24 protein-coding genes are annotated in these 22298 nt (G+C 36.9%); 10 read left to right on the top strand and 14 right to left on the bottom strand.

Annotated features, from left to right (window positions below; genetic code table 11):
• Positions 1-7: 7 nt before the first annotated feature.
• Entirely contained in the window at positions 8-340 is a 333-nt protein-coding gene (locus C4E06_RS06340) for a XisI protein (protein ID WP_107667290.1), read from the bottom strand.
• Positions 313-519, bottom strand: coding sequence for an element excision factor XisH family protein (locus C4E06_RS06335; RefSeq protein ID WP_198648372.1), 207 nt, complete (start codon positions 517-519; stop codon positions 313-315). The genes C4E06_RS06340 and C4E06_RS06335 overlap by 28 nt, the downstream gene beginning before the upstream one ends.
• A 116-nt stretch (positions 520-635) precedes the next feature.
• Here C4E06_RS06335 and C4E06_RS06330 point away from each other — a divergent pair, with 116 nt between their 5' ends.
• The 3 genes from C4E06_RS06330 (at position 636) to C4E06_RS06320 (ending at position 3770) form a co-directional block, all read left to right on the top strand.
• On the top strand, positions 636-2195 hold the full coding sequence (locus C4E06_RS06330) for a hydantoinase B/oxoprolinase family protein (protein WP_107667289.1): 1560 nt from the start codon (positions 636-638) through the stop codon (positions 2193-2195).
• A 116-nt stretch (positions 2196-2311) separates the two neighbouring features.
• Positions 2312-3067: a 3-oxoacyl-[acyl-carrier-protein] reductase gene (gene fabG, locus C4E06_RS06325; RefSeq protein WP_107667288.1), complete on the top strand. Its 756-nt coding sequence runs from the start codon at positions 2312-2314 to the stop codon at positions 3065-3067.
• A 217-nt stretch (positions 3068-3284) separates the two neighbouring features.
• Positions 3285-3770, top strand: coding sequence for a universal stress protein (locus C4E06_RS06320; protein WP_107667287.1), 486 nt, complete (start codon positions 3285-3287; stop codon positions 3768-3770).
• 3 nt (positions 3771-3773) lie between these two features.
• Here the strand turns inward: C4E06_RS06320 and C4E06_RS06315 are convergent, their stop codons facing one another.
• Complete coding sequence (locus C4E06_RS06315; RefSeq protein WP_107667286.1) at positions 3774-4877, bottom strand: transporter substrate-binding domain-containing protein; 1104 nt, start codon at positions 4875-4877, stop codon at positions 3774-3776.
• Between the two features lie 132 nt (positions 4878-5009).
• On the opposite strand from C4E06_RS06315, the gene C4E06_RS06310 reads away from it, so the two are divergent.
• Positions 5010-5609 (top strand): peroxiredoxin, encoded by a 600-nt coding sequence (locus C4E06_RS06310; protein WP_107667285.1) that lies wholly within the window; start codon positions 5010-5012, stop codon positions 5607-5609.
• Between the two features lie 198 nt (positions 5610-5807).
• Here the strand turns inward: C4E06_RS06310 and C4E06_RS06305 are convergent, their stop codons facing one another.
• From C4E06_RS06305 to C4E06_RS06285, 5 genes are all read right to left on the bottom strand, one after another.
• Positions 5808-6395 (bottom strand): Uma2 family endonuclease, encoded by a 588-nt coding sequence (locus C4E06_RS06305; protein WP_107667284.1) that lies wholly within the window; start codon positions 6393-6395, stop codon positions 5808-5810.
• Positions 6396-6521: 126 nt separating this feature from the next.
• Positions 6522-8576: a flotillin family protein gene (locus C4E06_RS06300; protein ID WP_107667283.1), complete on the bottom strand. Its 2055-nt coding sequence runs from the start codon at positions 8574-8576 to the stop codon at positions 6522-6524.
• 14 nt (positions 8577-8590) lie between these two features.
• Positions 8591-9334 (bottom strand): OB-fold-containig protein, encoded by a 744-nt coding sequence (locus tag C4E06_RS06295; protein WP_107667282.1) that lies wholly within the window; start codon positions 9332-9334, stop codon positions 8591-8593.
• A gap of 206 nt (positions 9335-9540) precedes the next feature.
• The gene (locus C4E06_RS06290) at positions 9541-10266 is read right to left on the bottom strand and encodes a 16S rRNA (uracil(1498)-N(3))-methyltransferase (protein WP_107667281.1); all 726 of its coding nucleotides are present in this window, start codon (positions 10264-10266) and stop codon (positions 9541-9543) included.
• Positions 10267-10277: 11 nt separating this feature from the next.
• A complete protein-coding gene (locus tag C4E06_RS06285) occupies positions 10278-10574 on the bottom strand; it encodes a hypothetical protein (protein ID WP_107667280.1) in 297 nt (98 codons plus the stop codon).
• A 52-nt stretch (positions 10575-10626) separates the two neighbouring features.
• Between C4E06_RS06285 and selD the strand changes: the two genes are divergently transcribed.
• From selD to C4E06_RS06265, 4 genes are all read left to right on the top strand, one after another.
• Complete coding sequence (gene selD, locus C4E06_RS06280) at positions 10627-12915, top strand: selenide, water dikinase SelD (RefSeq protein ID WP_107667279.1); 2289 nt, start codon at positions 10627-10629, stop codon at positions 12913-12915.
• A gap of 158 nt (positions 12916-13073) precedes the next feature.
• Positions 13074-14612, top strand: a complete 1539-nt coding sequence (locus C4E06_RS06275) for an NAD(P)/FAD-dependent oxidoreductase (RefSeq protein WP_107667278.1) — start codon at positions 13074-13076, stop codon at positions 14610-14612.
• A gap of 197 nt (positions 14613-14809) precedes the next feature.
• Positions 14810-15028, top strand: a complete 219-nt coding sequence (locus tag C4E06_RS06270; protein WP_107667277.1) for a DUF2949 domain-containing protein — start codon at positions 14810-14812, stop codon at positions 15026-15028.
• A 74-nt stretch (positions 15029-15102) separates the two neighbouring features.
• Entirely contained in the window at positions 15103-15450 is a 348-nt protein-coding gene (locus tag C4E06_RS06265) for a hypothetical protein (RefSeq protein WP_107667276.1), read from the top strand.
• A gap of 475 nt (positions 15451-15925) precedes the next feature.
• On the opposite strand, the gene C4E06_RS06255 is transcribed toward C4E06_RS06265, so the two are convergent.
• Complete coding sequence (locus tag C4E06_RS06255) at positions 15926-17305, bottom strand: DUF2079 domain-containing protein (protein ID WP_107667274.1); 1380 nt, start codon at positions 17303-17305, stop codon at positions 15926-15928.
• Positions 17306-17518: 213 nt separating this feature from the next.
• Complete coding sequence (gene gcvT / locus C4E06_RS06250) at positions 17519-18628, bottom strand: glycine cleavage system aminomethyltransferase GcvT (RefSeq protein ID WP_107667273.1); 1110 nt, start codon at positions 18626-18628, stop codon at positions 17519-17521.
• A 95-nt stretch (positions 18629-18723) separates the two neighbouring features.
• Here gcvT and C4E06_RS06245 point away from each other — a divergent pair, with 95 nt between their 5' ends.
• A complete protein-coding gene (locus C4E06_RS06245) occupies positions 18724-19173 on the top strand; it encodes a nitrate reductase associated protein (protein WP_107667272.1) in 450 nt (149 codons plus the stop codon).
• Positions 19174-19183: 10 nt separating this feature from the next.
• Here C4E06_RS06245 and hypB read toward each other — a convergent pair whose 3' ends face one another.
• Both hypB and hypA read right to left on the bottom strand, forming a co-directional pair.
• Entirely contained in the window at positions 19184-20026 is an 843-nt protein-coding gene (gene hypB / locus C4E06_RS06240; RefSeq protein ID WP_107667271.1) for a hydrogenase nickel incorporation protein HypB, read from the bottom strand.
• A complete protein-coding gene (gene hypA / locus C4E06_RS06235; protein ID WP_107667270.1) occupies positions 20017-20361 on the bottom strand; it encodes a hydrogenase maturation nickel metallochaperone HypA in 345 nt (114 codons plus the stop codon). The genes hypB and hypA overlap by 10 nt, the downstream gene beginning before the upstream one ends.
• Positions 20362-20869: 508 nt before the next feature.
• Between hypA and C4E06_RS06230 the strand changes: the two genes are divergently transcribed.
• Positions 20870-21205 (top strand): hypothetical protein, encoded by a 336-nt coding sequence (locus tag C4E06_RS06230; protein ID WP_107667269.1) that lies wholly within the window; start codon positions 20870-20872, stop codon positions 21203-21205.
• Here C4E06_RS06230 and C4E06_RS06225 read toward each other — a convergent pair.
• Together C4E06_RS06225 and C4E06_RS06220 are read right to left on the bottom strand one after the other, a co-directional pair.
• Complete coding sequence (locus C4E06_RS06225) at positions 21202-21669, bottom strand: hypothetical protein (protein WP_198648370.1); 468 nt, start codon at positions 21667-21669, stop codon at positions 21202-21204. The genes C4E06_RS06230 and C4E06_RS06225 overlap by 4 nt on opposite strands.
• Positions 21670-21785: 116 nt before the next feature.
• On the bottom strand, positions 21786-22250 hold the full coding sequence (locus C4E06_RS06220; RefSeq protein WP_107667267.1) for a DM13 domain-containing protein: 465 nt from the start codon (positions 22248-22250) through the stop codon (positions 21786-21788).
• Positions 22251-22298 lie beyond the last annotated feature (48 nt).

Here is a 22298-nt window from a genome sequence, read left to right as displayed (position 1 = left end):
TTTTAAATCAGGCAGTCGCAAAATCTGTAAATTTTCGATTAAAAGGAGAACGAAATCCTAACACAATATTCTCTTTAGAGACTCCTGCTTCTAATAACTGACTTGCAATTCCTTCTTCTGTCAAATCTCTTTGAATCCAAAACTTATTATCTTTTATATCAACATGAATAGGACAACCATAAATCTGTTTTTCCCCTTGCCATCCTACATATAATAGTAAATAATGATTATTAATCGTGTCACAAACTATCTGCGTTTCGATGTGATTATCTTGAGGATGTTTCTGAGCATAATTTTTAATGATATCTTGAATTAATTGTTGATAAGTGATGGTTTCCATAAGATAATTTCTCCTTGTTGTGGATTAATGATTAGTAATTTAATAGAATAATTATTGATTACTTTTTGAATAAAGCTATCTTGAAAAAAATTCTGATAAATGTCATTAGGAATTGCTAAATACAAAATTCTATCAGGTTCTAACTCTTCTAATGCTAATCGATTGATAGTAAACTCCATAATTAATATACCATAGCTAAAACTATATGTGTCGAAAAAATCTAATATAATTATAATATCAACTCACCATGTAATAGGATTAAATTAAGAATAAGGATTCAATCATATAACTCACTATGTTAAATTTATCGAAACCCAATCCCATTTATCTAGAAATCTTCAAAAATCTTTATCAATTTATTGCCGAACAAATGGGAATCACCCTACAAAATACGGCCTCTTCAGTTAATATTAAAGAACGGTTAGACTTTTCTTGTGCTATCTTTGATCAACAAGGGTTATTAGTGGCAAATGCACCCCATATTCCTGTTCATTTAGGGAGTATGAGTGAAAGCGTTAAAAGTCTCATTCAAGATAAGGGAAATAATCTACAACCTGGGGATGTTTATCTCTCTAATAATCCCTATAACGGGGGAACCCATTTACCTGATGTTACTGCTATAACCCCTGTATTTGATGATACTAATCAACATATTTTATTCTATGTTGCTTCAAGAGGACATCAGGCAGATATCGGGGGAATAACACCGGGTTCTATGCCTCCTCATTCTACCTCAATTTTAGAAGAAGGGATCTTATTTGATAACTTTTTATTAGTTGAAAAAGGACAGTTTCGAGAACAAGAAGTAAGAGAAATTTTAGCCAAAAATCCTTATCCTGCGAGAAACCCTGAACAAAATATTGCTGATTTTCAAGCACAAATTGCCGCTAATGAAAAGGGAGTACAAGAACTGCAAAAAATGGTGACTCAGTATGGATTAGAAACGGTACAAGCTTATATGAAATTCGTTCAAGATAATGCTGAAGAATGTGTCAGAAAAGCCATTGATGTGTTAACGGATGGGGAATTTAGTTATGAAATGGATCAAGGTGCAGTGATTAAAGTGAAAGTAACCATTGATGATAAAAATCGTAGTGCAACCATTGACTTTACAGGAACATCAGAACAATTAACAAATAATTTTAATGCCCCCAAAGCTGTCACCCAAGCAGCCGTTTTATATGTGTTTCGTACTCTCGTTAATGATAATATTCCTCTGAATGCAGGCTGTCTTAAACCCCTTCATTTAATCATCCCCCAAGGTAGTCTATTAAACCCTAAATATCCGGCGGCTGTAGTCGCTGGAAATGTAGAAACCTCTCAAGTGATTGTTGATGCTTTATACGGGGCATTAGGGATATTAGCTGCCTCTCAAGGAACCATGAATAACTTCACATTTGGTAACGAAAACTATCAATATTATGAGACTATTTGTGGCGGTTCTGGTGCTGGTTTTAACTTTGATGGAACTGATGCAGTTCATACCCACATGACCAACTCTCGCTTAACCGATCCCGAAGTTTTAGAATTTCGCTATCCTGTGTTAGTAGAAGAATTTAAAATTAGGGAAAATAGCGGAGGCAAAGGTCAATATTCGGGAGGTAATGGTGTTATCAGAAACATTAAATTTTTAGAACCCATGACTGCTAATATATTATCAAGTCATCGAGTCATTGCTCCCTTTGGGTTAGCCGAGGGAGAAGCTGGAAAAGTGGGCAAAAATTGGGTAAAACGCAAAGATGGAACAGAAGAAATATTAAACAGTACCGCAACCATAGAAATGACATCAGGGGATCATTTTATAATAGAAACCCCCGGTGGTGGAGGGTTTGGTCAATCAGAATGTAGAATTTAGAATGTAGAATTTAGAATTACCTCCACATAAAGTTGGAGGCTTGGAACCCTTTTTTTTGGTAATTCTCACCTCAAAACATAATATAATTATCAAGCAATGGAGAAAAGGGAAGTATTATGTCAACTGTCGCCCCACCCCTCAACGAACAAGTGGCCATCGTTACCGGAGCATCACGGGGTATCGGTCGCGCGATCGCCTTAGCATTGGGAACCCTAGGCGTTAAGGTTGTGGTCAACTATGCCAGTTCTAGCAGCGCAGCCGACGAAGTGGTAAAACAGATCACAGAAAGCTCAGGAGACGCGATCGCCGTTCAAGGTGATGTCTCCCAAAGGGAACAAGTAGATAACCTCATCAAAACCACTTTAGATAAGTTTGGGCGCATCGATATCCTAGTTAACAATGCAGGGATCACCCGTGACACCCTCTTAATGCGGATGAAACCCGAAGACTGGCAAGCGGTGATCGATCTCAACCTCACTGGGGTGTTTCTCTGTACCAAAGCGGTCACCAAACCCATGTTAAAGCAGAAAACAGGGCGTATTATCAATATTTCCTCGGTGGTGGGGGAAATGGGCAACCCCGGTCAGGCCAATTATAGCGCAGCCAAAGCCGGGGTCATCGGTTTAACCAAAGCAGTGGCCAAAGAAGTGGCCAGTCGTGGTGTCACTGTCAATGCTGTTGCCCCTGGGTTTATTGTCACCGATATGACTGAGAAAGTAAAAACAGACGATCTTCTTCAATATATCCCTTTGGGACGGTTAGGAACCGCCGAAGAAGTAGCCGGAATGGTCAGATTTTTAGCCACTGATCCAGCGGCCGCTTATATTACCGGACAAGTGTTTAATGTTGATGGTGGCATGGTGATGGCCTAAAAAATTTGAAAAAGACTTAAAATAATTAAGTCTCTGAACAATATAATTTAATCTAAGAGGGTAGGGTGGGCAAATTAGAGATTTATCTAGACTACCCGTGAAATAGAAAACTTTGCCCACCTTACAAAACTGGGTTTTAATGTTCGCGTAACAAACACTCTTTAATTCTTAGTTCCATAGAGCATTCATAATAAAACGATTTATCTTAATAAAAACCATGTATCAAAAAATTTTAATCGCTTTAGATATGTCAAAAATGGCAGAAATGGTGTTTAATCACGGCTTATCATTAGCAACACAAGAAAAAAATTCACAACTTTTATTATTACATATTCTCTCAGGAGAAGAAGAAAATAGTCCGTTACCGGTTCCCCCTGATCTTAGGGAAATGTATCCAGCAGCCGGTAATGATTTAACCCTAGAAACCTGGAAAGAACAATGGCAAGCGTTTGAAACATCTGGCAACGAAATGTTAGCATCTTATCAAAAAAAAGCCATAGAAAAAGAAATTAGAACAGACTATAAACAAATTTACGGTAATCCTGGATCAAGAATTTGTAAAATAGCTAATGAATGGCAGGCCGATGTCATTGTTATTGGTCATCGGGGACGTTCTGGACTCGAAGAATTTTTCTTAGGCAGTGTCAGTAATTATGTCTTACATCATGCCCATTGTTCTGTGTTAATTGTGCAATCGAATTAATCATTAATTCTCAAAACCTCCTTGAATTTCTCTGTCAATAATCTCTTCTAATCTGCCTGACTGTTTTAACTCGACAATAGCAATATTTAACTCTCGAATTAAGTTATTATCTAAGGGTAAAACAAAGCCGTAATCTTCCAAGGCTATGGATACATCTGCAATTTTAAATGGGGCTTCAGGATGCTGATAAAGATAATATTTTAACGCAGGAACATCAAACAGAACGCCTTGAGCTTGTCCTGATTTTAAACGCTCAACCGCTTGATCTAAGTTAGGAGATGGTAAAATACGAGCTTCATAGGTTTGCGCCCATTGTTCCCCTGTTGTTCCTGAAATAACAGCAATTTGTTTAGTTTGAATATCTTCGGGTTGTGTAAATTGCTCTGTTGCTTCTGCTGATAATAATAATGTCATTACTGTAGCAATACCAGCCGTTAAAGAGGAAGCAGCTACCATAGTAATTAACATCCATAGACTGGTAATGGCTTTACCCATTTTCGTAACAGGTGCTTTATCTCCATAACCGACAGTGGTTAACGTCACTAAAGCAAACCACATCCCGTTGCCAACTCCTCGAATATAATGTTTAGGAAATTGTTCCGGGTTGCGTCGAGACTCGGCTAACCAAATTAAATTTCCTACGATAAAAAGAATGAAGAATAAACCCCCCACCGAAGAAATAACAGCTATTTGGAAAATAGGACGAATTCGACTCCAGACTGATCGCTTTTCTCCTGAGACTAAAAGACCAATTTGAGCATCAAAATAGGGTTGAGTAAAGGCAACTTTTTGAAATCTTTCTGCTGTTATACTAATAGGCCCAATTAAAATATCTAATTCCCCTGCTACAATCTGATCAATTCCTACTTTCACTCCGGGTTGAGCAATTAACTGATATTGCAAATTATTAATTTCAGCAATTTCTTGCCATAATTCCACACTAATTCCTTCAAAAGTTTGCTCATCGTATTTAGCAAAAGGAGGAGACCCCACCACCCCAACTTTTAGGGTAGTTTCATTAGGAATAGACTCGGTTTGAGCGAGTACAACATTAGAAAACAGACAGGAAAAGACCAGAAAAAAATTAAACCAGAGAAGACGAAACATTGCAACTATATCAGAGGAAAATGATAATATGATAACTTGGATAGCTCACAACCCTTAATAATTGTGATAGATTTGTAGTAGGACATTAATCCTGACGGGTTTCACCGTTATTTGATTTTTGGAGACTAAACGATGACCATTGAAGGATGCTTGCGAGTTGGGCAAGTTGCACCTGATTTTACGGCAACAGTCGTTATTGATCAAGAATTTCAGACAAAAAAGCTTTCTAGCTATCGTGGCAAGTATGTTGTCCTCTTCTTCTATCCTTTGGATTTTACCTTTGTTTGCCCTACAGAAGTTATTGCTTTTAGCGATCGCTACGAAGAATTTTCAAAGATTAACACAGAAATTTTAGCGGTTTCGGTTGATAGTGAATTTTCCCATCTCGCTTGGATTCAAACCCCTCGCACCGAAGGAGGTGTCGGAGACATTGCTTATCCGTTGGTGTCTGACCTGAAAAAAGAAATTAGTAACGCTTATAATGTACTCGATCCGGATTCGGGTGTGGCGTTACGGGGTTTATTTATTATTGATAAAGAAGGGGTTATTCAATACTCAACCGTTAATAATCTTTCGTTTGGTCGTAGTGTCACAGAAACCCTACGCACCCTAAAAGCGATACAGCACGTTCAAAGCCATCCTGAAGAGGTTTGTCCGGCAGATTGGCAAGAAGGGGATAAAACCATGATTCCTGACCCCATAAAATCTAAGATTTATTTCTCGGCTGTCTAATGGTCTTTATTCTCTTAAGAAACACATTGGAAAATAAGACGGGAGGGTGGGCAAGTCAAAGACTTATCTAAACTAACTTCATCCTTAAAAAGCTTGCCCACCCTAGAAAATTTTGTTTAGACAACCTAGGTGCTTATAGAATAAGGCTAACGACTATATGAATAATTATCAAACTTAAAAATTATCTTTTCAATTTTATTACTCTTTTGTGATAGAAATATTTTCATAAATATCACTAATTTTGACATCAATATTAATGGAATTTAGCTTAATCATATCCTTTATATCTTGATAATCTTGTAATAACCATTGATTATTATCTGTTTTGGTATAATGTTCAATAAAATAGTTTGCTTGATCAATTAAAATATATTCTGTTAAATAAGGAATAGAACGATAATATAAAAATTTGTCTCCTCGATCATAACTTGAAGTTGAAGGAGATAAAACCTCAAAAATAAGACAAGGATTAATAATTTCATCTTGTCTATTCTCATTAAAAATTGGGTCTTCTGAAATCACCATTACATCAGGATAAACCCCTCTTTTATACTCAGGTATCCACACTCTAAGATCACTAGAAAATGCTTCATAGGTTTTATTTTTATCTGCATTGACTAATAAATAAATAAGATTGCGAATAATTCTATTATGATTAATGGTTCCACCAGTCATAGGAATGATAACTCCATTATGATATTCATGTTTAAATTCAGAAATCTCTTCTAGTTGACGATAATTTTCTAAAGAAACATTTTGTTTGTTTTGTTTAGATTGTGTAATCATATAAAAACCTTTCCTATCAATATAATATGGGTAGATTACAAGGAATTATGATATTCCAGTCATTACGTTACATTTTAACCATTTCAACTGTTAACTTTTGACTTCATATAAGTCACCCCGTTTTTTTTAAGATTCTTGAGGAAAATCATTAAGAAAAGATAAGTTATTTTCTTCTTCCGTGTTAATGGTTTGTTCTTGAGGAGTTACAGTAGAAGATGATTCTGAACTATCAGACTTTTTATCTTCTGTTATTTCTACTTTTTCCTCAGTATTTAAAGCGGTTTTTATCTGATTAATTAATGTGCCTAACTTCCCGTCATCTAATAAAGAATTAATCAAAGTTAAACCACTGGTAGATAACATCAATTTACTAATATCTCCCGTACCATTGCCATTACTGCCATTTACCCCTGGAAACGCATAAATTTTTGCATCCCCTAATACGCCAGGTTGCGGGGCCAAAGATTGGAGAATATAGGGCAATTGGGGGGCTAATTCGGGCCAGAGGTCTTTTATGAGGTCAGCCGTTCTGTTTGCATTACTCAGAGCATTTTCGGCTTCAATGAGAGCTTTTTTACTCTCAGCTTCAGCCAATAGTTTATACTTATTGGCATCGGCAAGGGTGCGAATGGACTCCGCTTCTAACTCCGCAGCTTGTCGGGCAATTTCTGCTTGACGACGACGGCGGAATACGTCGATTTCTACAACATTTTGCTCGGAAATGCGGATTTTTTGCGCTTCTTGTTCCGCCGAAATGATGACTAACCGTTGTTCCCGTTGGGCTTTTTCCACTTCTTGGGCAGTAATAACAGCAGCTTCAGCTTGGGCTTTTTCAGCTTCTGAATTAAACCTTTCTTTCTCTTTATTAGCAATAGCAATGGCAGCCTGTTGTTGAGCAATTTTTGATTGTTGTTCGGCAGCGGCTACTTCTGCTTGTGCCTGTAGTTGGGACGATTGAATCATTTTTTTGCGGTTAATTTCTGCGACTTCCGTTTCTTGTTGTTGCAGGGTTTGAGTGACTTTTAATTGTTTATTTTGCTCTTCTAATTCGATATTCACACTAATGCGTTTTTGTTGGATAATCAATTCTTTTTCAATTTTTTCTTCTTCTACTTCTTGTTCTTGCAAGATTCTATTTTTCTCGATTTTTGCCGCTTCTTTATCCTTGGTTTCTTGAATTTCTCTTTGTTGTTGAGCGCGGAAAAATTCAATATCTTTTTGTTGGGTTAAGTTCGCATCTTCTTTCTGTTTAATAATTTGTAGGCTTTGTTTTTCGGCTTCTAATTCCCGTTGTTCTATGGCCACTTGAGTTTCTAGTTCAACCTCTCTTTTTTGTTGAATGGAACGTTGTATGGTTTCGGTTCTTAATCGTACCCCTTGAGCATCAAAAAAGTTATTTTCATCGTAAGTGTCACTTTCTTCGATCTCAGAAATAGCAATATTATTGAGGGTTAAACCAACTTTTTTAAGGTCTTGTTGAATGAGGTTTAAAACCGCTTCTGCAAACCCTAATTTATCTGAGTCAATTTCGGCTATTTTTTTCTTCTTCGCTGCTGCTCTAATGGCATCGTCTGCCCGTTTTTCAATTGCATCTTTGATGTCATTTTCTGATATTTTTCCTTGTTTTGATAACCTGGCGGCTGCGGCTAAAATGTCCTTTTCTTCTTGAGCAATACAAATATAAAAAGTTACCCTCATATTCGCTCTTAAATAATCTTGAGTTCTCACCGCTAATTTATCAGAGCGAACCACATCAATAGAGATTTCTCTTAAGGGAACACGGGTGATTTCATGGAACCCAGGAATGACAATACATCCCCCATTTAAAATAACGGTTTTGCTCTTTTTAAACACACCACCTGTTCTCACTAAGGCTTCATTATTTGGGGCAATTGTGTAAAATCGTGTGTACAACCAAACACTTAATAATAAGAGAAATAATAAGATGCCAATACTTCCTAAAATACCAACAAATGGTAAACTATTTAAAGTAGAACCTACTTGTCCAATATAAGGAGAATTAGCGGGTAATACTTCTTCAAAAACCGGTTGATTAAGAGAGATTTTTAACTGATTTTTATCTTGCTTAAATAAGTCTATTTCATCTAAGACAAACCAATTAGAATCAAAGGCTATTTTAGGCAACGCTTGGATCAATTGTAATTCAAATTTAGGATTCATTTTTCTACCTCTTTTCAAGAATCTTTTGGTAAGTTAGTTTGATTAATCCATTTATCTTCGTCAGAACTACCTTTACTAATTCCGATGTAACTATGTTCTTGACGATCAATAATTAAAATGGCTTGTCCGTAATGGGGAATAACATCAGCCCAATGGGGTAAACTAACACTAATAGTTACTAAATTACCAGCCATATCATAGACATCTGCTTGCCCTATTTTTCCCTCAATTAAATAAGGAATGGTCTTGGATGTTACAATCCCTACACAGCCAATTAAACGCTCGCTTTTTACGTCTTCTCCAAAAGAAGAAAATATCTGTCCGATGGGATGAGATAATAATTTTCCTATCCATAAACCAATGAATAAAGATAAAAAGAAGACGAAACCCCCTAACCCAAAAAATTGAGTAGGAATGGTTCCAGTGAGACTACCTAAGATAACATTTAAAGTCCAGCCAGCTATACCCCAAGCACTGAAATCAATTCCTAATAAAATCATTAAGGGAGCTTTTCCTAAGCCAAACCAAGCTAATAGTTGAAAAGGATTAAACTCGTCGCCATCACTACTAATTTCAGTAGCTACATCAGCTTCTAAATCAGCATCTAACCTGAAACCATTACTATCAAAATTAATATCGATATCGCTATCAAGATCACCCCCTTCGTCTCCTCCACCAGAAACAATAATGAGAAGAAAAAAGGCGACTCCAATACCAATTAAAACCCAGTAAACTAAATTAGCAGAATCCAATAACATGGGAAAAATTTATCATTTATTTTTATCATAGCATAGAAACTTATATGTAGGTCCTTATAAATAAACGTAAGGTGGGCAATGCTAAGAAAAAGCTTACAAATCTTAACCAGAAACCATTTGAGACATTGCCCACCCTACAAGTTTTATTCATTTAATTATGCCTACCTACTTACAATGTCTTTTTTGACTTTTGCACTTAATAAAAATCAATCTTCAGAATAAGATTTTTCTGTAACAGAAGCAACTAAAGAAAGTGCAACCAAAGGTGCAGTAACAGCACGAAGAATTCTTGAACCCAGGGTAACAGGGATAAACCCTGAATTAATAGCTTCATTGATTTCTTTCTCTGTCCAACCTCCTTCACATCCTATGGCAATAGTAATAGAATTAGTAATTTCTGGGAGTAAATAAGTTAGTAAATGTTGAGCTTTTTTTCGGGTTACACAAATATAAAAATTTTGATTAGGTTGTTTGATATTTTTTAATACTTCTGAGAAAGAAATTGGTTCAAGAATGTTAGGAACCAGTTGTCTTTCTGATTGTTCGGTTGCTTCTTTAACAATTTTACGCCAACGGTCTAATTTATGAGAACTAGGTTTTAATAAAGTTCGCTGACTAATAATGGGAATAATAGTGTTAACCCCTAATTCTGTACAGCTACGAATAACCTCATCAAATCCTTTTCCTTTAGGTAAGGCTATCATTAAAGTAACATTAATTGGTAATTCAGTTTGTTCGTTTAATGGTTTGATAATTTGACCGTTATCCTTATTTAGTTTGACAAGATAAGTGTTAGTTTGACCATCGATAACAATAAATTCACTCTCTTCTTTTAAGCGTACAACATTCTTTAAGTAATGTCTTTGTTCAGGGGTTAAGGTAATAATATTCCCCTGTTTTTGGGTGGGTTCAATAATAATACGATAAGTCAATGATTTATAATCTATTTATTCAAAACACGACAAATTAGTTGGCCGACTCCATCAGATTTAAAGGGAATGATATCACCCTCTTGAGTCATACGATGACGTTGACGACAATCATAAATTTCTATGGGTCTTATTTCTTGGTCAATTTTAACTGAAGCGCGATATTCCCAATAATTCTTCGCACTCCGTTTAATTTTCACAAGACAAACTTGATGACCCTTAATTTGTCGACAAAACTCAGCTTGAGCCGATGAAATTATCATACTCCAAGAAACACAGATTAATCCCAATATTACAATAATTTTTAACACTTTTATCTCCTAAACTGGTTAAAATAAAATAAGGTGATTTTCTTAGTTTCTCATGAAATCTAATCTAACACAATTGACGGATAATCTTGTTTTAATTGGTGGGGGTCATAGTCATGCCATTGTTCTAAAATTATGGGGAATGAATCCTATTCCTGGGGTACGTTTAACCTTAATTGGTGATAGAACCCATACCCCTTATTCGGGTATGTTACCGGGTCAAGTGGCAGGTTTCTATACATTTGAAGAAACCCATATTGATTTACGGTGTTTAGCTCAGTTTGCTCAAGCTAATTTTTATCATGATACTGTGATCAATTTAGACTTAGAAAATAAGCAGGTTATTTGTCAAGAACATCCCCCCATTGCTTTTGATTATTTATCCATTGATATTGGTAGTATTCCTAAAAAAACTAACATTTCAGGAGCCTCAGATTATGCCATTCCTGCTAAACCAGTGGGTCAATTTTTAATGGCATGGGAGAAGGTAAAAAAAACAATTCAAACCCATCCTAAACAATCTTATAGCTTAACAATTATTGGAGGGGGTGCAGGGGGTGTGGAATTAGCATTTAATATGAGAACTTCTTTACTAAATATTTTAGAAAATGCGGATAATTTAAACCTTAACTTAATTCATCAGGGCGATAATTTATTAATCGGACATAGTCATTGGGCAAGTCAAAAAGTAGAATCTCTTTTGTTAGAAAATGGAACTAATGTTTATCTCAACGAAACAGTTACAGAGATAACCCCTAATTCTCCCCATCATTATATAATCACTTGTAATTCTGGGCTAAAGATAGAGTCAGATTTTGTCTTTTTAGTTACGCAAGCATCTGCACCCCAGTGGATAGAGAAAACAGGAATTACTACCGATAAAAAAGGATTTATTTTAGTCAATGATTATTTACAATCTGTCTCTCATCCTCATATTTTTGCCGCGGGAGATATTGCCACCATGCAAAACTATTCTAGACCGAAAGCCGGTGTATTTGCAGTGCGTCAAGGTCAACCTTTATTTAATAATTTACAATCCATTCTTTTAGGCAATAAATTACAATCTTATCACCCACAAAAATTTTATTTAAGTTTAATTGGTACTGGTAATAAAAAAGCGATCGCCTCTTGGGGAAGTTTCGGGTTAGAAGCATCTTGGTTATGGACTTGGAAAGATCATATTGATCGTAAGTTTATGGATAGGTTTAAAGATTTTTCGGCTATGGATTCCCAAGAAACAACGAATCTATGGGCTACCCTCAAAAATGAGCTTTTTTCCGATAAGAATCAACCTAAAAAACAGTTAAAAAATAAAAAGTTTATGCCTTGTAATGGCTGTGCTTCTAAAGTAGGAAGTTCTCTATTAGACAGAAGCTTAAAAAGATTAGATATTGCTCAAAATCCAGAAATTCTTGTCGGTTTAACCTCTCCCGATGATGCAGCTATTATTGATATTAGTGAACAAGAATTATTAGTGGAAACCGTTGATTACTTTCCGAGTTTGATCAGTGATCCTTTTATATTTGGACAAATTACGACGAATCATTGTTTAAGTGATTTATGGGCCATGGGGGCAAAAGCTCATAGTGTTTCTGCTCTTATTACTTTACCTTATGGAGTCGATTCTGTCCTCGAAGAAATTCTATATCAATTATTACAAGGATCTCTAACAATTTTAAAGCAATATGAAATATCTTTAATTGGAGGACATACCTTACAAGGGGAAAAACTAGGGTTTGGTTTATCTTGCAATGGCTTTATTTTACCCAATCGAATTTTATCTAAAAGTGGGATGCAAGCTCAGGATAAACTGATTTTAACTAAACCATTAGGAATCGGAACTTTATTAGCAGCAGAAATGGTTTATCAAGCGAAAGGATACTGGATCGATAATGCCATACAATCAATGTTGGTTTCTAATCAAAAAGCCTCAGAAATATTCTTACAATTTGAAGCATCCGCTTGTACAGATATCACAGGATTTGGTTTAGTGGGTCATTTAGTAGAAATGATGAAAGCGTCTCAAGTATCCGTAGAATTAAACTTAGATAAAATTCCCATCCTAACAGGGGCAATAGAAACCATTAAACAAGGAATTACCAGTTCTTTGCACCCCAAAAACTTAGAAAACGAAACTTATTTAACCGTTAATAAAGATAGGGAAAAATCCCCTAACTATTCTTTGTTATTTGATCCTCAAACCTCTGGGGGGTTATTGGCATCCATCCCCGAAGAAAATAGCGATCGCTGTTTGCAAGAATTAGTCAGAGCCGGTTACACTGATAGTCAAATTATTGGAAAAGTCATCAAAAAAAGTAACCAGATTACTTGTCAATTAACTTGATAAAATAGTTCAATTATTAACCATGTCTAACGCCGAAATTATTGTTATTGGTAGTTAGTAGGGTGGGCAAATTTTTAATATAGAGGATGAGGATACTGAACAATCAATATTGCCCACCTTTTCCCGACAAGTAAAATTATTAATTATTATGATTAACCATGTCTAATACAGAAATTATTATTATTGGTAGTGGTATTGGCGGACTCAGTTGCGCGGCCTTATTAGCCCATTATGGCTTAGATGTTACTGTTTGCGAAAGTCATACCATTCCAGGAGGGGCTGCCCACAGTTTTCAACGGGATGGCTTTATTTTTGACTCTGGCCCCTCATTATACTCTGGTCTTTCCTATTCTCCTTCCCCCAACCCCTTAAAACAAGTATTAGACGCTATTGGGGAACCTTTACCCTGTCTTAACTACGACACCTGGGGTTGTTACTTACCCGAAGGTAACTTTAACACCTCCGTCGGGGCCGATCAATTTTGCGATATTTTGCGACAGTTACGGGGAAACGAGGCCGTTAAAGAATGGCGTAAGTTGCAACAAGTGATGAAACCCTTAGCCAAAGCTAGTGTTGCCCTACCCCCTGCGGCCCTTCGTTTCGACTGGAATGCTATCTTAACCGTCGGCAAGTTTGCCCCCAGTTTACTGTTGAAAAGTAAACAAGTTTTAAAGCTAACCGGGCCTTTCAGTACCATTGCTGATGAAGTGATTAATGATCCATTTATTCATCATTGGTTAGACTTGCTTTGCTTCCTCTTATCCGGACTTCCGGCCACCGGAACCAGCGCCGCCGAAATGGCCTTTATGTTTGCTGACTGGTATCGGCCAGGGGTCAAGTTAGATTATCCTGTGGGGGGAAGTGGGGCCTTAGTGGATGCTTTGGTTCGGGGTTTAACTAAAAATGGCGGTAAACTCCAGTTAAACGCCCACGTTGAGCAGATTTTAGTGAAAAATAATCAAGCTATCGGGGTCAAACTAGGGAACGGTGACACTTTAACCGCTACTCGTGGCGTTATTTCTAATGCGTCGGTTTGGGATACCTTGAAGCTATTACCCCTAGATGCAGTTTCCCAACAGTGGCGAACCCAAAAACAACAAACACCACCCTGTGACAGTTTTTTACATCTTCATCTCGGTATTGAGGGTGATAACTTACCGTCGGACTTGCCTTGTCATCATATTGTGGTCAACGACTGGGAAAAAGGCATTACAGCAGAACAAAACGTCATTTTAGTGTCTATTCCCTCCCTACTTGATCCCAGTTTAGCCCCTCCCGGAAAACACACCATCCATGTTTATACCCCCGGTAACGAACCTTATCATCTTTGGTCTGACTTAAAGCGTAATAGTAACGCCTATCAGCAACAAAAAGAAGGCAGAAGTCAGGTGATGTGGCAAGCATTAGAACGTATTATCCCTGATATCCGCCATCGCATTTCCGTTTCTTTAGTAGGAACCCCCTTAACCCATGAACGGTTTTTACGTCGTCATCGGGGTTCTTACGGGCCCGCTATCCAAGCCGGAAAAGCCTTGTTTCCTGGCCCCAACACCCCCATAGATGGGTTATGGTGTTGTGGTGACTCTACTTTTCCAGGGATAGGCTTACCGGCAGTGGCGGCCAGTGGCATGATGTTGGCTAATACCTTCGCTTCAGTAGACCAGCATTTACACCTATTAAAACGCCTTTCTTTGTAAGTTTAAGACAACTGCAAAAAGCCTCAATCAACACTTGTTTAACTAAGACCATAAGATGATTGAGTGAAACTACGGATACTTCAATTATATCCGTAGGTATTGCCGTGTTTTTCCGGCTGTGTTTAGAAAATTATTTACCTACAATCAAGACTAGAAAATTAAAAAAGACTAAATGATTAATCGTAAGAGAAAAAACCATGACCAAAGATTTACAAACGCCACTTCTCGAATATTTACGCCATAAACTAGCCATTCCTGCTGATGCTTTGAAAATGGCTGTTAAGTTTACTGAAACTTCCATGGGTTCTCTGCCGATGGTACTTTGGCAATACGGATTTATTGATTTATATCAGTTAGATGAAGTCTTAGATTGGATAGATAACCGAGACATTAACGACGTGGAATTAAGTTATTAAAAGTTGTTGGTTGGTTTGCTTTTTTCGATGCTTAGTTAAGATATTTATTTGACCCATTAGTGAGAGAATTAATCATGACCAGACCCTGTTTACCCCCTGATGATTTACCTTCTTTTGAGGCGAGTTACCGTGAACTTTCTTGGGAATTAGAAGAAGTAGCCGGAGAAATTTTTTATAATAATTGTGACCCGATGACACAAGATTTATTAAGGCAATGTGGATGGGATGTCACCATTAGAAGTAAGGGTTTAACTTTAGTAGTTATTTGTCCTAATAATCGCTTAAATTGGTACGTTTTACAATCGATTCCCTTATTTGCTGAGAGTTTACAAACCTTAAGTAATACAGCAAAAATTAGAATTTATCCCCCACCAGGAACCGGTACTCCTATGGAGGTAATGGTAGAAGATTCTTTTTTCTAGGGATTATTTTTCAGTTGTTTCTTAGCCACTTATCTACAGGAATAAGCATCAAATTATTACATGAATAAGCTTCTTAATGTAGCAATCCTAAACTCAGATAATCTTCCCTTGATCAGAAGATTGATTGAAAATTTAGGGTTGCTATTGTTTGAATATAATTGTTTAACTGACATCTTGCACCAAAATAAATAAACTTAATAATTATGATAAGGTAATTAATTCTGAATAAGTTACCATCAAAATCAAATACTCTTGTCACCCCCTCTAACTCCCCCTTTTGTGAGGGGGAGAACCCTTGCCTACCCCCCCTGCCCCTTACCCCCCCTGCCCCTTACCCCCCCTGCCCCCCTTATAAAGGGGGGTGTGGGGGGTGTGGGGGGTGTGGGGGGTGTGGGGGGTGTGGGGGTGTGGGGGGTGTGGGGGGTGTGGGGGGTGTGGGGGGTGTTAGCGAAGGTACAAAATATGAGTTTCAGGGTTAATCAATTGAATTAAATAAAAATACACCATTTTTGTTATAAGATAAAATAAAGTTTGAATTGTTTTTGAGTTGATTGACTAAATTGTTAACCGTATCTTGTGAATTTGGCCATCCCGAATAACGAGTATTGAGTAAAATAGAATCGAACTTTTCTACATCAATGGGTTCTCGATCTTTAATGGCTAATTTAATCACTGAACGATGGGTTAAATGAGGTGAAATCTGAGGAGAGGTTAAGACTTTTACCTCATCAGGAACTAAGTTTACCCCTTCTCTCATGGCTGATAAAGTATCGATTTGTTCTAAATATCGAGAGGTAAAATAACCATATTTACCTAAGGCTAAAAAAGCAATCAATGACCAGATTATTATATATTTAGGCTGACGAATTAACCCTTTATTGGCTGCTAAAGTTGCTATGACTGACAATAATAAAAAGGGTAAAATAGGAATAGCATATTGATGTACTAAATCTTTTTGAGGTTGATAATCAGTTAATAAATTTAAAGTTAATGCAGGAATTGCTGAGACTAAAGGGGTTAAATAACGAGGGGATAAACCCCAAATAACAGGAATTAATAATAAGATAATATATTCTAAATTGGCTAAAGTAAAAAAGCGACTTAATATAATATTCGGTTGCAAAATTAAATTAATTATAATCTCTATTACTGAGTCCCCTAAAAAAGAATAACGTCCCACTGCTGCCACTTCATCCCCACTAAATTGAGGGATAATTAATTGTGTGGTGATAATAAACCAAAATACCCCTAAACATAATGCTAAAAATCCATACTTTTTTCTTTTTTCAAATAATAATAACCACACCGCCATGGCTGCAACGGTTAAGGATAAAACCGCTTTACAACTTAAAATTAAAACAATAGCACTAATAAACTGTAAAAATTGTTTTGATCTGGCTGCTAACACTGCCCAAAAGATAGCAGGTAAAGCAATGACTTCTGAATGGAAATCAAATAAATTAACATTAAAAATTAAAGGATAAAGTAAATAAACACCAACGATAGTTAACGCTAAATTTTCTTTTAAATCTGCTTGTTTAGCTAAAAAATATAAAGGGAAAATAGAAACCGATAAAGCGATCGCTTGGACTAAAAATAACCAATGAACATCAGGATATATAATATAAAATAACGATAACGGATAAAAAATAAAAGCAGCATGATCCCCCAAAATATGATCCTCAGAAAAAGAAACAATGGGGGGTTTTCCTTGACTAATTAAATAAAGGGATTGATCAAACCAACCTAAATCTAACGCATTAGACTGAAATAACCAATGACGTAAACTTGCAAAAAAAAATAAAATTAAACTGCTAATTCCAAATATCAGCCATAATCTACGGGGAATTTTCATAATATCTTGCACCTTCGATAACACTAGCTAGTTGAGAGAGGCAACAGGCAACAGGCAAAAGGCAACAGGCAACAGGCAATAGGAGTTTATTGTGAGTTAAACTGCTTTTAAGTCATCAAGTTTTTTTGTAAGGCGTGCAAGATGTCAGTTTACTTATATTAGATAATTGTCTAAAACATTCTGTTCCCCGTTCCCTATTCCCTGTTCCCCAAATTAACGATTTTCCGACTTATAAAAAGGCTTTTTAACCACTTTAGCCGGGTAGCGTTTTCCTCTAATTTCCACCTCAACCCTGGTTCCTATTTTGCTTAACTCCCTAGGAACATAAGCCAAGGCGATCGCTTTTCCTACCGTGGGGCCCAGGGTTCCACTGGTGACTTCCCCCACAATTTTGCCCCCAGAAGCCACCGGATAGCCATGACGGGCAATATGTCGTCCTTCCATTTCTAACCCCACTAAACGCCGTTTTACCCCTTCTTCGGCTTGTTTTTCTAACACCTCTCGCCCCACAAACTCACCTTTTTGATCCAAATGCACCAGCCATTTTAAGCCGGCTTCTAGAGGAGTGGTATGATCATCGATATCTTGCCCGTATAAAGACATGGCGGCTTCTAAGCGGAGGGTATCTCTGGCCCCTAACCCACAAGGGGTAACCCCGACTTCAAGTAGCGATCGCCATAACTCTTTTCCCCCTTCAGGATCGATCATCACCTCAAAGCCATCTTCTCCGGTGTATCCAGTCCGGGCCACAAAGGCAGGGTATCCTAACACTTTAGTTTCGGTATGGCCAAAGAACGATAGTTGCGTGAGATCCCCCTCAACCAAAGGCTGTAATCTTTCTACTGTTTCGGGGCCTTGAATCGCTAATAAAACTCTGTCTTGAGATAAATCGGTAAAATTAAGACTGCTTGTCCCTAAATTCGATAATATCCATTTTTTATCTTTATCTTTCGTCCCTGCATTGACAATAATAACCGCTTTGTCTTCCCCTTGACAGTAAATAATAATGTCGTCAATAATACCCCCATCCGGGTTTAACAATACGGTATATTGGGCTTTACCAGGGGTTAACCGGCTTAAGTCAGAAGGAACGAGAGACTGTAACACAGAGATTAACCCCTCTCCCTCTAACGTAAACTTACCCATGTGAGAAATATCAAACATTCCCACCTCAGTCCTGACAGCGTGATGTTCCACTTTCAATCCCGTAAACTGTACCGGCATTTCCCAACCCGAAAACGCAGTCATTCTCGCTTTCTGTTGAACAATGAGATCGTATAAAGGAGTACGCAAAAGAGAATCAGAAACGTTAGAATTAGCCACAGGAATATATTGATAATCAGCGAGTTATATTTTAACCTGAGTGCGACTTCTCTTTTAACGCTTATCCTCTGACTGCTTCGTCAATATTAAATACTATGGATCATTTTTTTCAATTTGAACAAGAATTTGTCGAGTCTTTACATTGTATTCCCATGATCGTCCGTCTCAAGTTAGATAGTTGTGGGGTCAAACTGAAATTAAATCACTGGAATCAATTCACTTCCCCAGAAAAACAAGTCTTAGTTACCATGGCTTGTGAAACCCCCGAAGAAGCAAACTTATATCGAGATTTTTTGCAAACCTTAGTCACTGAAAAAACAGGAAGTCCCGCTAAAACTTTACCCATTGATGATCATCCAGCTTGGTTAAATAATGAGCAGATTCCTGTAGAAATTCAAGAAAAAGCAGCAGAATTTAACAAAGAAATTACCCTAGAACAATGGAATCAATTGACCCCCTTACAACGATTTGCTTTAATCAAATTAAGTCGTCCCAGTCACGAAAATAGTAACTTTTATCCTGCTTTACAGGAGTTTAATTTGTAGATCAATTCAGTTATTTCACCGAAGCATTGTTTAACCAATCATACCAAGAAGATAACCCTTCTCCTGTTACCGATGAAACTTGAAAGATCGTTAAGGAAGGGTTAACTTGTTGGGCATATTCAAGGCATTTTTTCACATCAAATTGAACGTAAGGCAGTAAGTCAATTTTAGTTAAAATCATCACTTTACTTTCTCGGAACATATGAGGGTATTTGATGGGTTTGTCTTCTCCTTCCGTCACCGATAGGATAGCCACTTTGGCTGCTTCTCCGAGATCAAATAAAGCAGGACAAACTAAATTACCCACATTCTCAATCATTAAAATTGAATTGGGTTCGGGGTTTAATTCGGTATAGCCTTTTTCCACCATCGATGCTTCTAGATGGCAACCAGTCCCTGTGTTAATTTGTACCACTTTACAACCCGTTTCTTTGATTTTTTGAGCATCATTGGCCGTTTCTTGATCCCCTTCAATCACATTAATTTTAATGTTATCTTTTAAGTCATTAATGGTCCTTGTTAAAAGGGTGGTTTTTCCTGAACCGGGAGAACTCACTAAATTTAATGCTAGAATATTACGACCTTTAAAATAGCCACGATTTTGAGCAGCCATTAAGTCATTTTTCTGTAAAATCTTTTCTTCTAAGGTTATGGTTGTACCGTGCATTTTAGCATGGATTTCTGGGCCGTGATCATGAGGGTGATCATGAGAGTGATGATCGTGGGAATGAGTAATAACTGTCCCATCTTCTAGTGTATGGGTATGATGACCCTTCATTGCTTGGGTTTCCCCCGTTGCTACATTGGTTAAAGTAACATCATTATCCTCAGAACAACCGCAAGTTACACACATAATTCTTCTACCTCCATTTCTTTAATTTGTAATTCTTGTCCTTTAATAATATCTAAGTCAAAACTATCGCAGCGATCGCATTGTCCGAAGGGTTGAGTTAACTCCATTTCTTGTCCACAATGACGACATTTTCCTCTTCCTTCTGTTTCAATAATTTCTAAGGTTGCACCTTCTAAAAGGGTATCTTGACAACACAGATCAAAACAGAAACGAATGGCATCCGGCATAATTGCTGACAGTTTCCCTATTTCTAAGGTCACTCGCTTAACCGATGCACCTCTGGCTTGTTCTGAGACTATAGCAACAATATTTTGAGTAATACCCAGTTCGTGCATAAAACCAATTCAATTAAATCTTGCTTCTATTGAATCGGTATTTTTTCCTTGAGGATAAGTTTTTTAGGAAATTTTAATTAATTATCTCCCTACTATTTACTCTTCTTTGTGTCAATTAAATTTTACAAATCTTATTGAATAGTATTTAAGTATTAATTGAGTTAGCTCAGGTCATTTTTGAAAGTTTGAAGGTAAAAAGTACAGAAAATATAGGGTTTTAAGGAATTTCAATCTATTTTTACACAAAGTATGACTACTCTATCTTAAGATAGCACATTTGAAAAATTTACGTAACTTTACAAACCGATTTTCGGTCAAATTTGAGGAAAATCAGCCAAATATTATTTTTTGTTAAGTTATATTAAGGACTTTTTGCTATAAAAATAAACAATAAATTTTTTAATTGAAATAAGTAATATTAATTAATAAAACCACAAGAGTGAAAAAATATAGCGTTTCTCACTCTTATGAGATACACTTTCAATTTGTTATTACGATTGCCTGAAGTATGAATATTAGAGAAAGATTTAAAGAATATCCTGAAGATATGCAGCAATGGATGATTCAACAAGAAAAAACCAAATTAACCCGAATTGAAACCGCTTTAAACAATGGCAAAAAATTGTATGACCAAATAGAAGATGAAGAGAAGGGACAATGGTTATTAGGAACGACTCGTTTATTAGAAAAATATTTATCTTTACTACCACAACGAAACTGTAAATTAGAGGAAGTTTCTGACGATTATATCTTTCAAGTCTGGGAAATATTAGAAAACGATCCCAACTTACGGGAATTAATTGCTCAAGTCGAAACCCGATATGAAGGGTTACTGAAAATCTAATCTTTTTGACATTTATTGAGTCGTAACTGTTTCATTAAGCTATAAATTAGAGGGGATAAAACCACCCCCATGGCTAACACAAAGACTAACCCACTAAATAGAGCATAAAGAGAAGCAAATAATTTGGCCCCGTTGGTTAATAAAGGATTAACCGGACCCATGCCACTGAGAATCATGGATGCTTCTACCATGGCATCAAGCCAAGGGAGTCCGGCGGTCCAATGATAGCCTAAAACCCCAATAAAAAGCCCCAAAACAATACAAAGTGCCGACAAACTGAGGTAACTCAAAAAGTCACGCACAAAGGCGGTTTCTGCATGGGATTTTGGGTTTAATACCTTATCCATATCTTTGCCCTCCTTCATCGCCTTAATGGCTTGGAGAGAGGGACATTGCTTAGCATAAAGACAGACAGGTTTGATCTGATTTTCTGGCGATCGCTTAATTGCTGTTGGACTTTTCAAGTTTTACCCTTTTTAGTGCTAACAACTCATCCCCCCATTGAAAGATAATCGGCCCTTAAAATCTTCCTCCAATCGAATCACCCATTTGGGTGAATTCAAAGTCGCCATAATAAGAATTAGAGGGAAGCGTAGGCAAAAGTCACATTAAATTTGCGACACCAGATGCCTACTGATTTTAAATTATCTAAATCAATATTGTCAGGAATTTCGTAACGTTGTGAACCCTTAAAGCTTTTTAGTTTACCTAAAGTAATATAATCGTCTTCAGAAACATTGAGGGGGACTGTTTTACCCCGATAGAGAATAATTTGAACGTCTGGACCTTGAGCGGTAGTAAACTCAGAATCAAAGTCTAGATAACGTTTGCCATTGAGACGAATGACACGAACTTGACCCGTAGTTTGATGATCTTGTTCGACAGTAATAAAGTTGCTTGAAGATAAGACAGAAACGGCTTGAGCCATGAGTTGCCCTTCTGTTTGATTAGCCCAAACTGGAGAGGAAAATAAGGGTAAGGAAAGAGCAGAAGCAAGTAATAAAGAAGAAGAAAGACCAAAAGCAGTAAAACGGTGTAATTTCATCGGTGTCACCTCTTAATTTCATTTAACACTGTCTACGATGAACCATTA

The organism is Cyanothece sp. BG0011, from assembly GCF_003013815.1.
Classification (GTDB): domain Bacteria; phylum Cyanobacteriota; class Cyanobacteriia; order Cyanobacteriales; family Microcystaceae; genus Crocosphaera.
This window is presented reverse-complemented; position numbering and strand designations above follow the sequence as displayed.

Bases quoted from the DNA above. Each gene is read 5' to 3' on its own strand.
- hypB (WP_107667271.1), bottom strand. From the start codon at position 20,026: ATGTGTGTAACTTGCGGTTGTTCTGAGGATAATGATGTTACTTTAACC.
- C4E06_RS06245 (WP_107667272.1), top strand. From the start codon at position 18,724: ATGGATCATTTTTTTCAATTTGAACAAGAATTTGTCGAGTCTTTACAT.
- C4E06_RS06320 (WP_107667287.1), top strand. From the start codon at position 3,285: ATGTATCAAAAAATTTTAATCGCTTTAGATATGTCAAAAATGGCAGAA.
- C4E06_RS06295 (WP_107667282.1), bottom strand. From the start codon at position 9,334: ATGTTATTGGATTCTGCTAATTTAGTTTACTGGGTTTTAATTGGTATT.
- C4E06_RS06275 (WP_107667278.1), top strand. From the start codon at position 13,074: ATGTCTAATACAGAAATTATTATTATTGGTAGTGGTATTGGCGGACTC.
- C4E06_RS06310 (WP_107667285.1), top strand. From the start codon at position 5,010: ATGACCATTGAAGGATGCTTGCGAGTTGGGCAAGTTGCACCTGATTTT.
- fabG (WP_107667288.1), top strand. From the start codon at position 2,312: ATGTCAACTGTCGCCCCACCCCTCAACGAACAAGTGGCCATCGTTACC.
- C4E06_RS06255 (WP_107667274.1), bottom strand. From the start codon at position 17,305: ATGAAAATTCCCCGTAGATTATGGCTGATATTTGGAATTAGCAGTTTA.
- C4E06_RS06315 (WP_107667286.1), bottom strand. From the start codon at position 4,877: ATGTTTCGTCTTCTCTGGTTTAATTTTTTTCTGGTCTTTTCCTGTCTG.
- C4E06_RS06330 (WP_107667289.1), top strand. From the start codon at position 636: ATGTTAAATTTATCGAAACCCAATCCCATTTATCTAGAAATCTTCAAA.
- hypA (WP_107667270.1), bottom strand. From the start codon at position 20,361: ATGCACGAACTGGGTATTACTCAAAATATTGTTGCTATAGTCTCAGAA.
- C4E06_RS06305 (WP_107667284.1), bottom strand. From the start codon at position 6,395: ATGATTACACAATCTAAACAAAACAAACAAAATGTTTCTTTAGAAAAT.
- C4E06_RS06220 (WP_107667267.1), bottom strand. From the start codon at position 22,250: ATGAAATTACACCGTTTTACTGCTTTTGGTCTTTCTTCTTCTTTATTA.
- selD (WP_107667279.1), top strand. From the start codon at position 10,627: ATGAAATCTAATCTAACACAATTGACGGATAATCTTGTTTTAATTGGT.
- C4E06_RS06340 (WP_107667290.1), bottom strand. From the start codon at position 340: ATGGAAACCATCACTTATCAACAATTAATTCAAGATATCATTAAAAAT.
- C4E06_RS06230 (WP_107667269.1), top strand. From the start codon at position 20,870: ATGAATATTAGAGAAAGATTTAAAGAATATCCTGAAGATATGCAGCAA.
- C4E06_RS06265 (WP_107667276.1), top strand. From the start codon at position 15,103: ATGACCAGACCCTGTTTACCCCCTGATGATTTACCTTCTTTTGAGGCG.
- C4E06_RS06300 (WP_107667283.1), bottom strand. From the start codon at position 8,576: ATGAATCCTAAATTTGAATTACAATTGATCCAAGCGTTGCCTAAAATA.
- C4E06_RS06270 (WP_107667277.1), top strand. From the start codon at position 14,810: ATGACCAAAGATTTACAAACGCCACTTCTCGAATATTTACGCCATAAA.
- C4E06_RS06335 (WP_198648372.1), bottom strand. From the start codon at position 519: ATGGAGTTTACTATCAATCGATTAGCATTAGAAGAGTTAGAACCTGAT.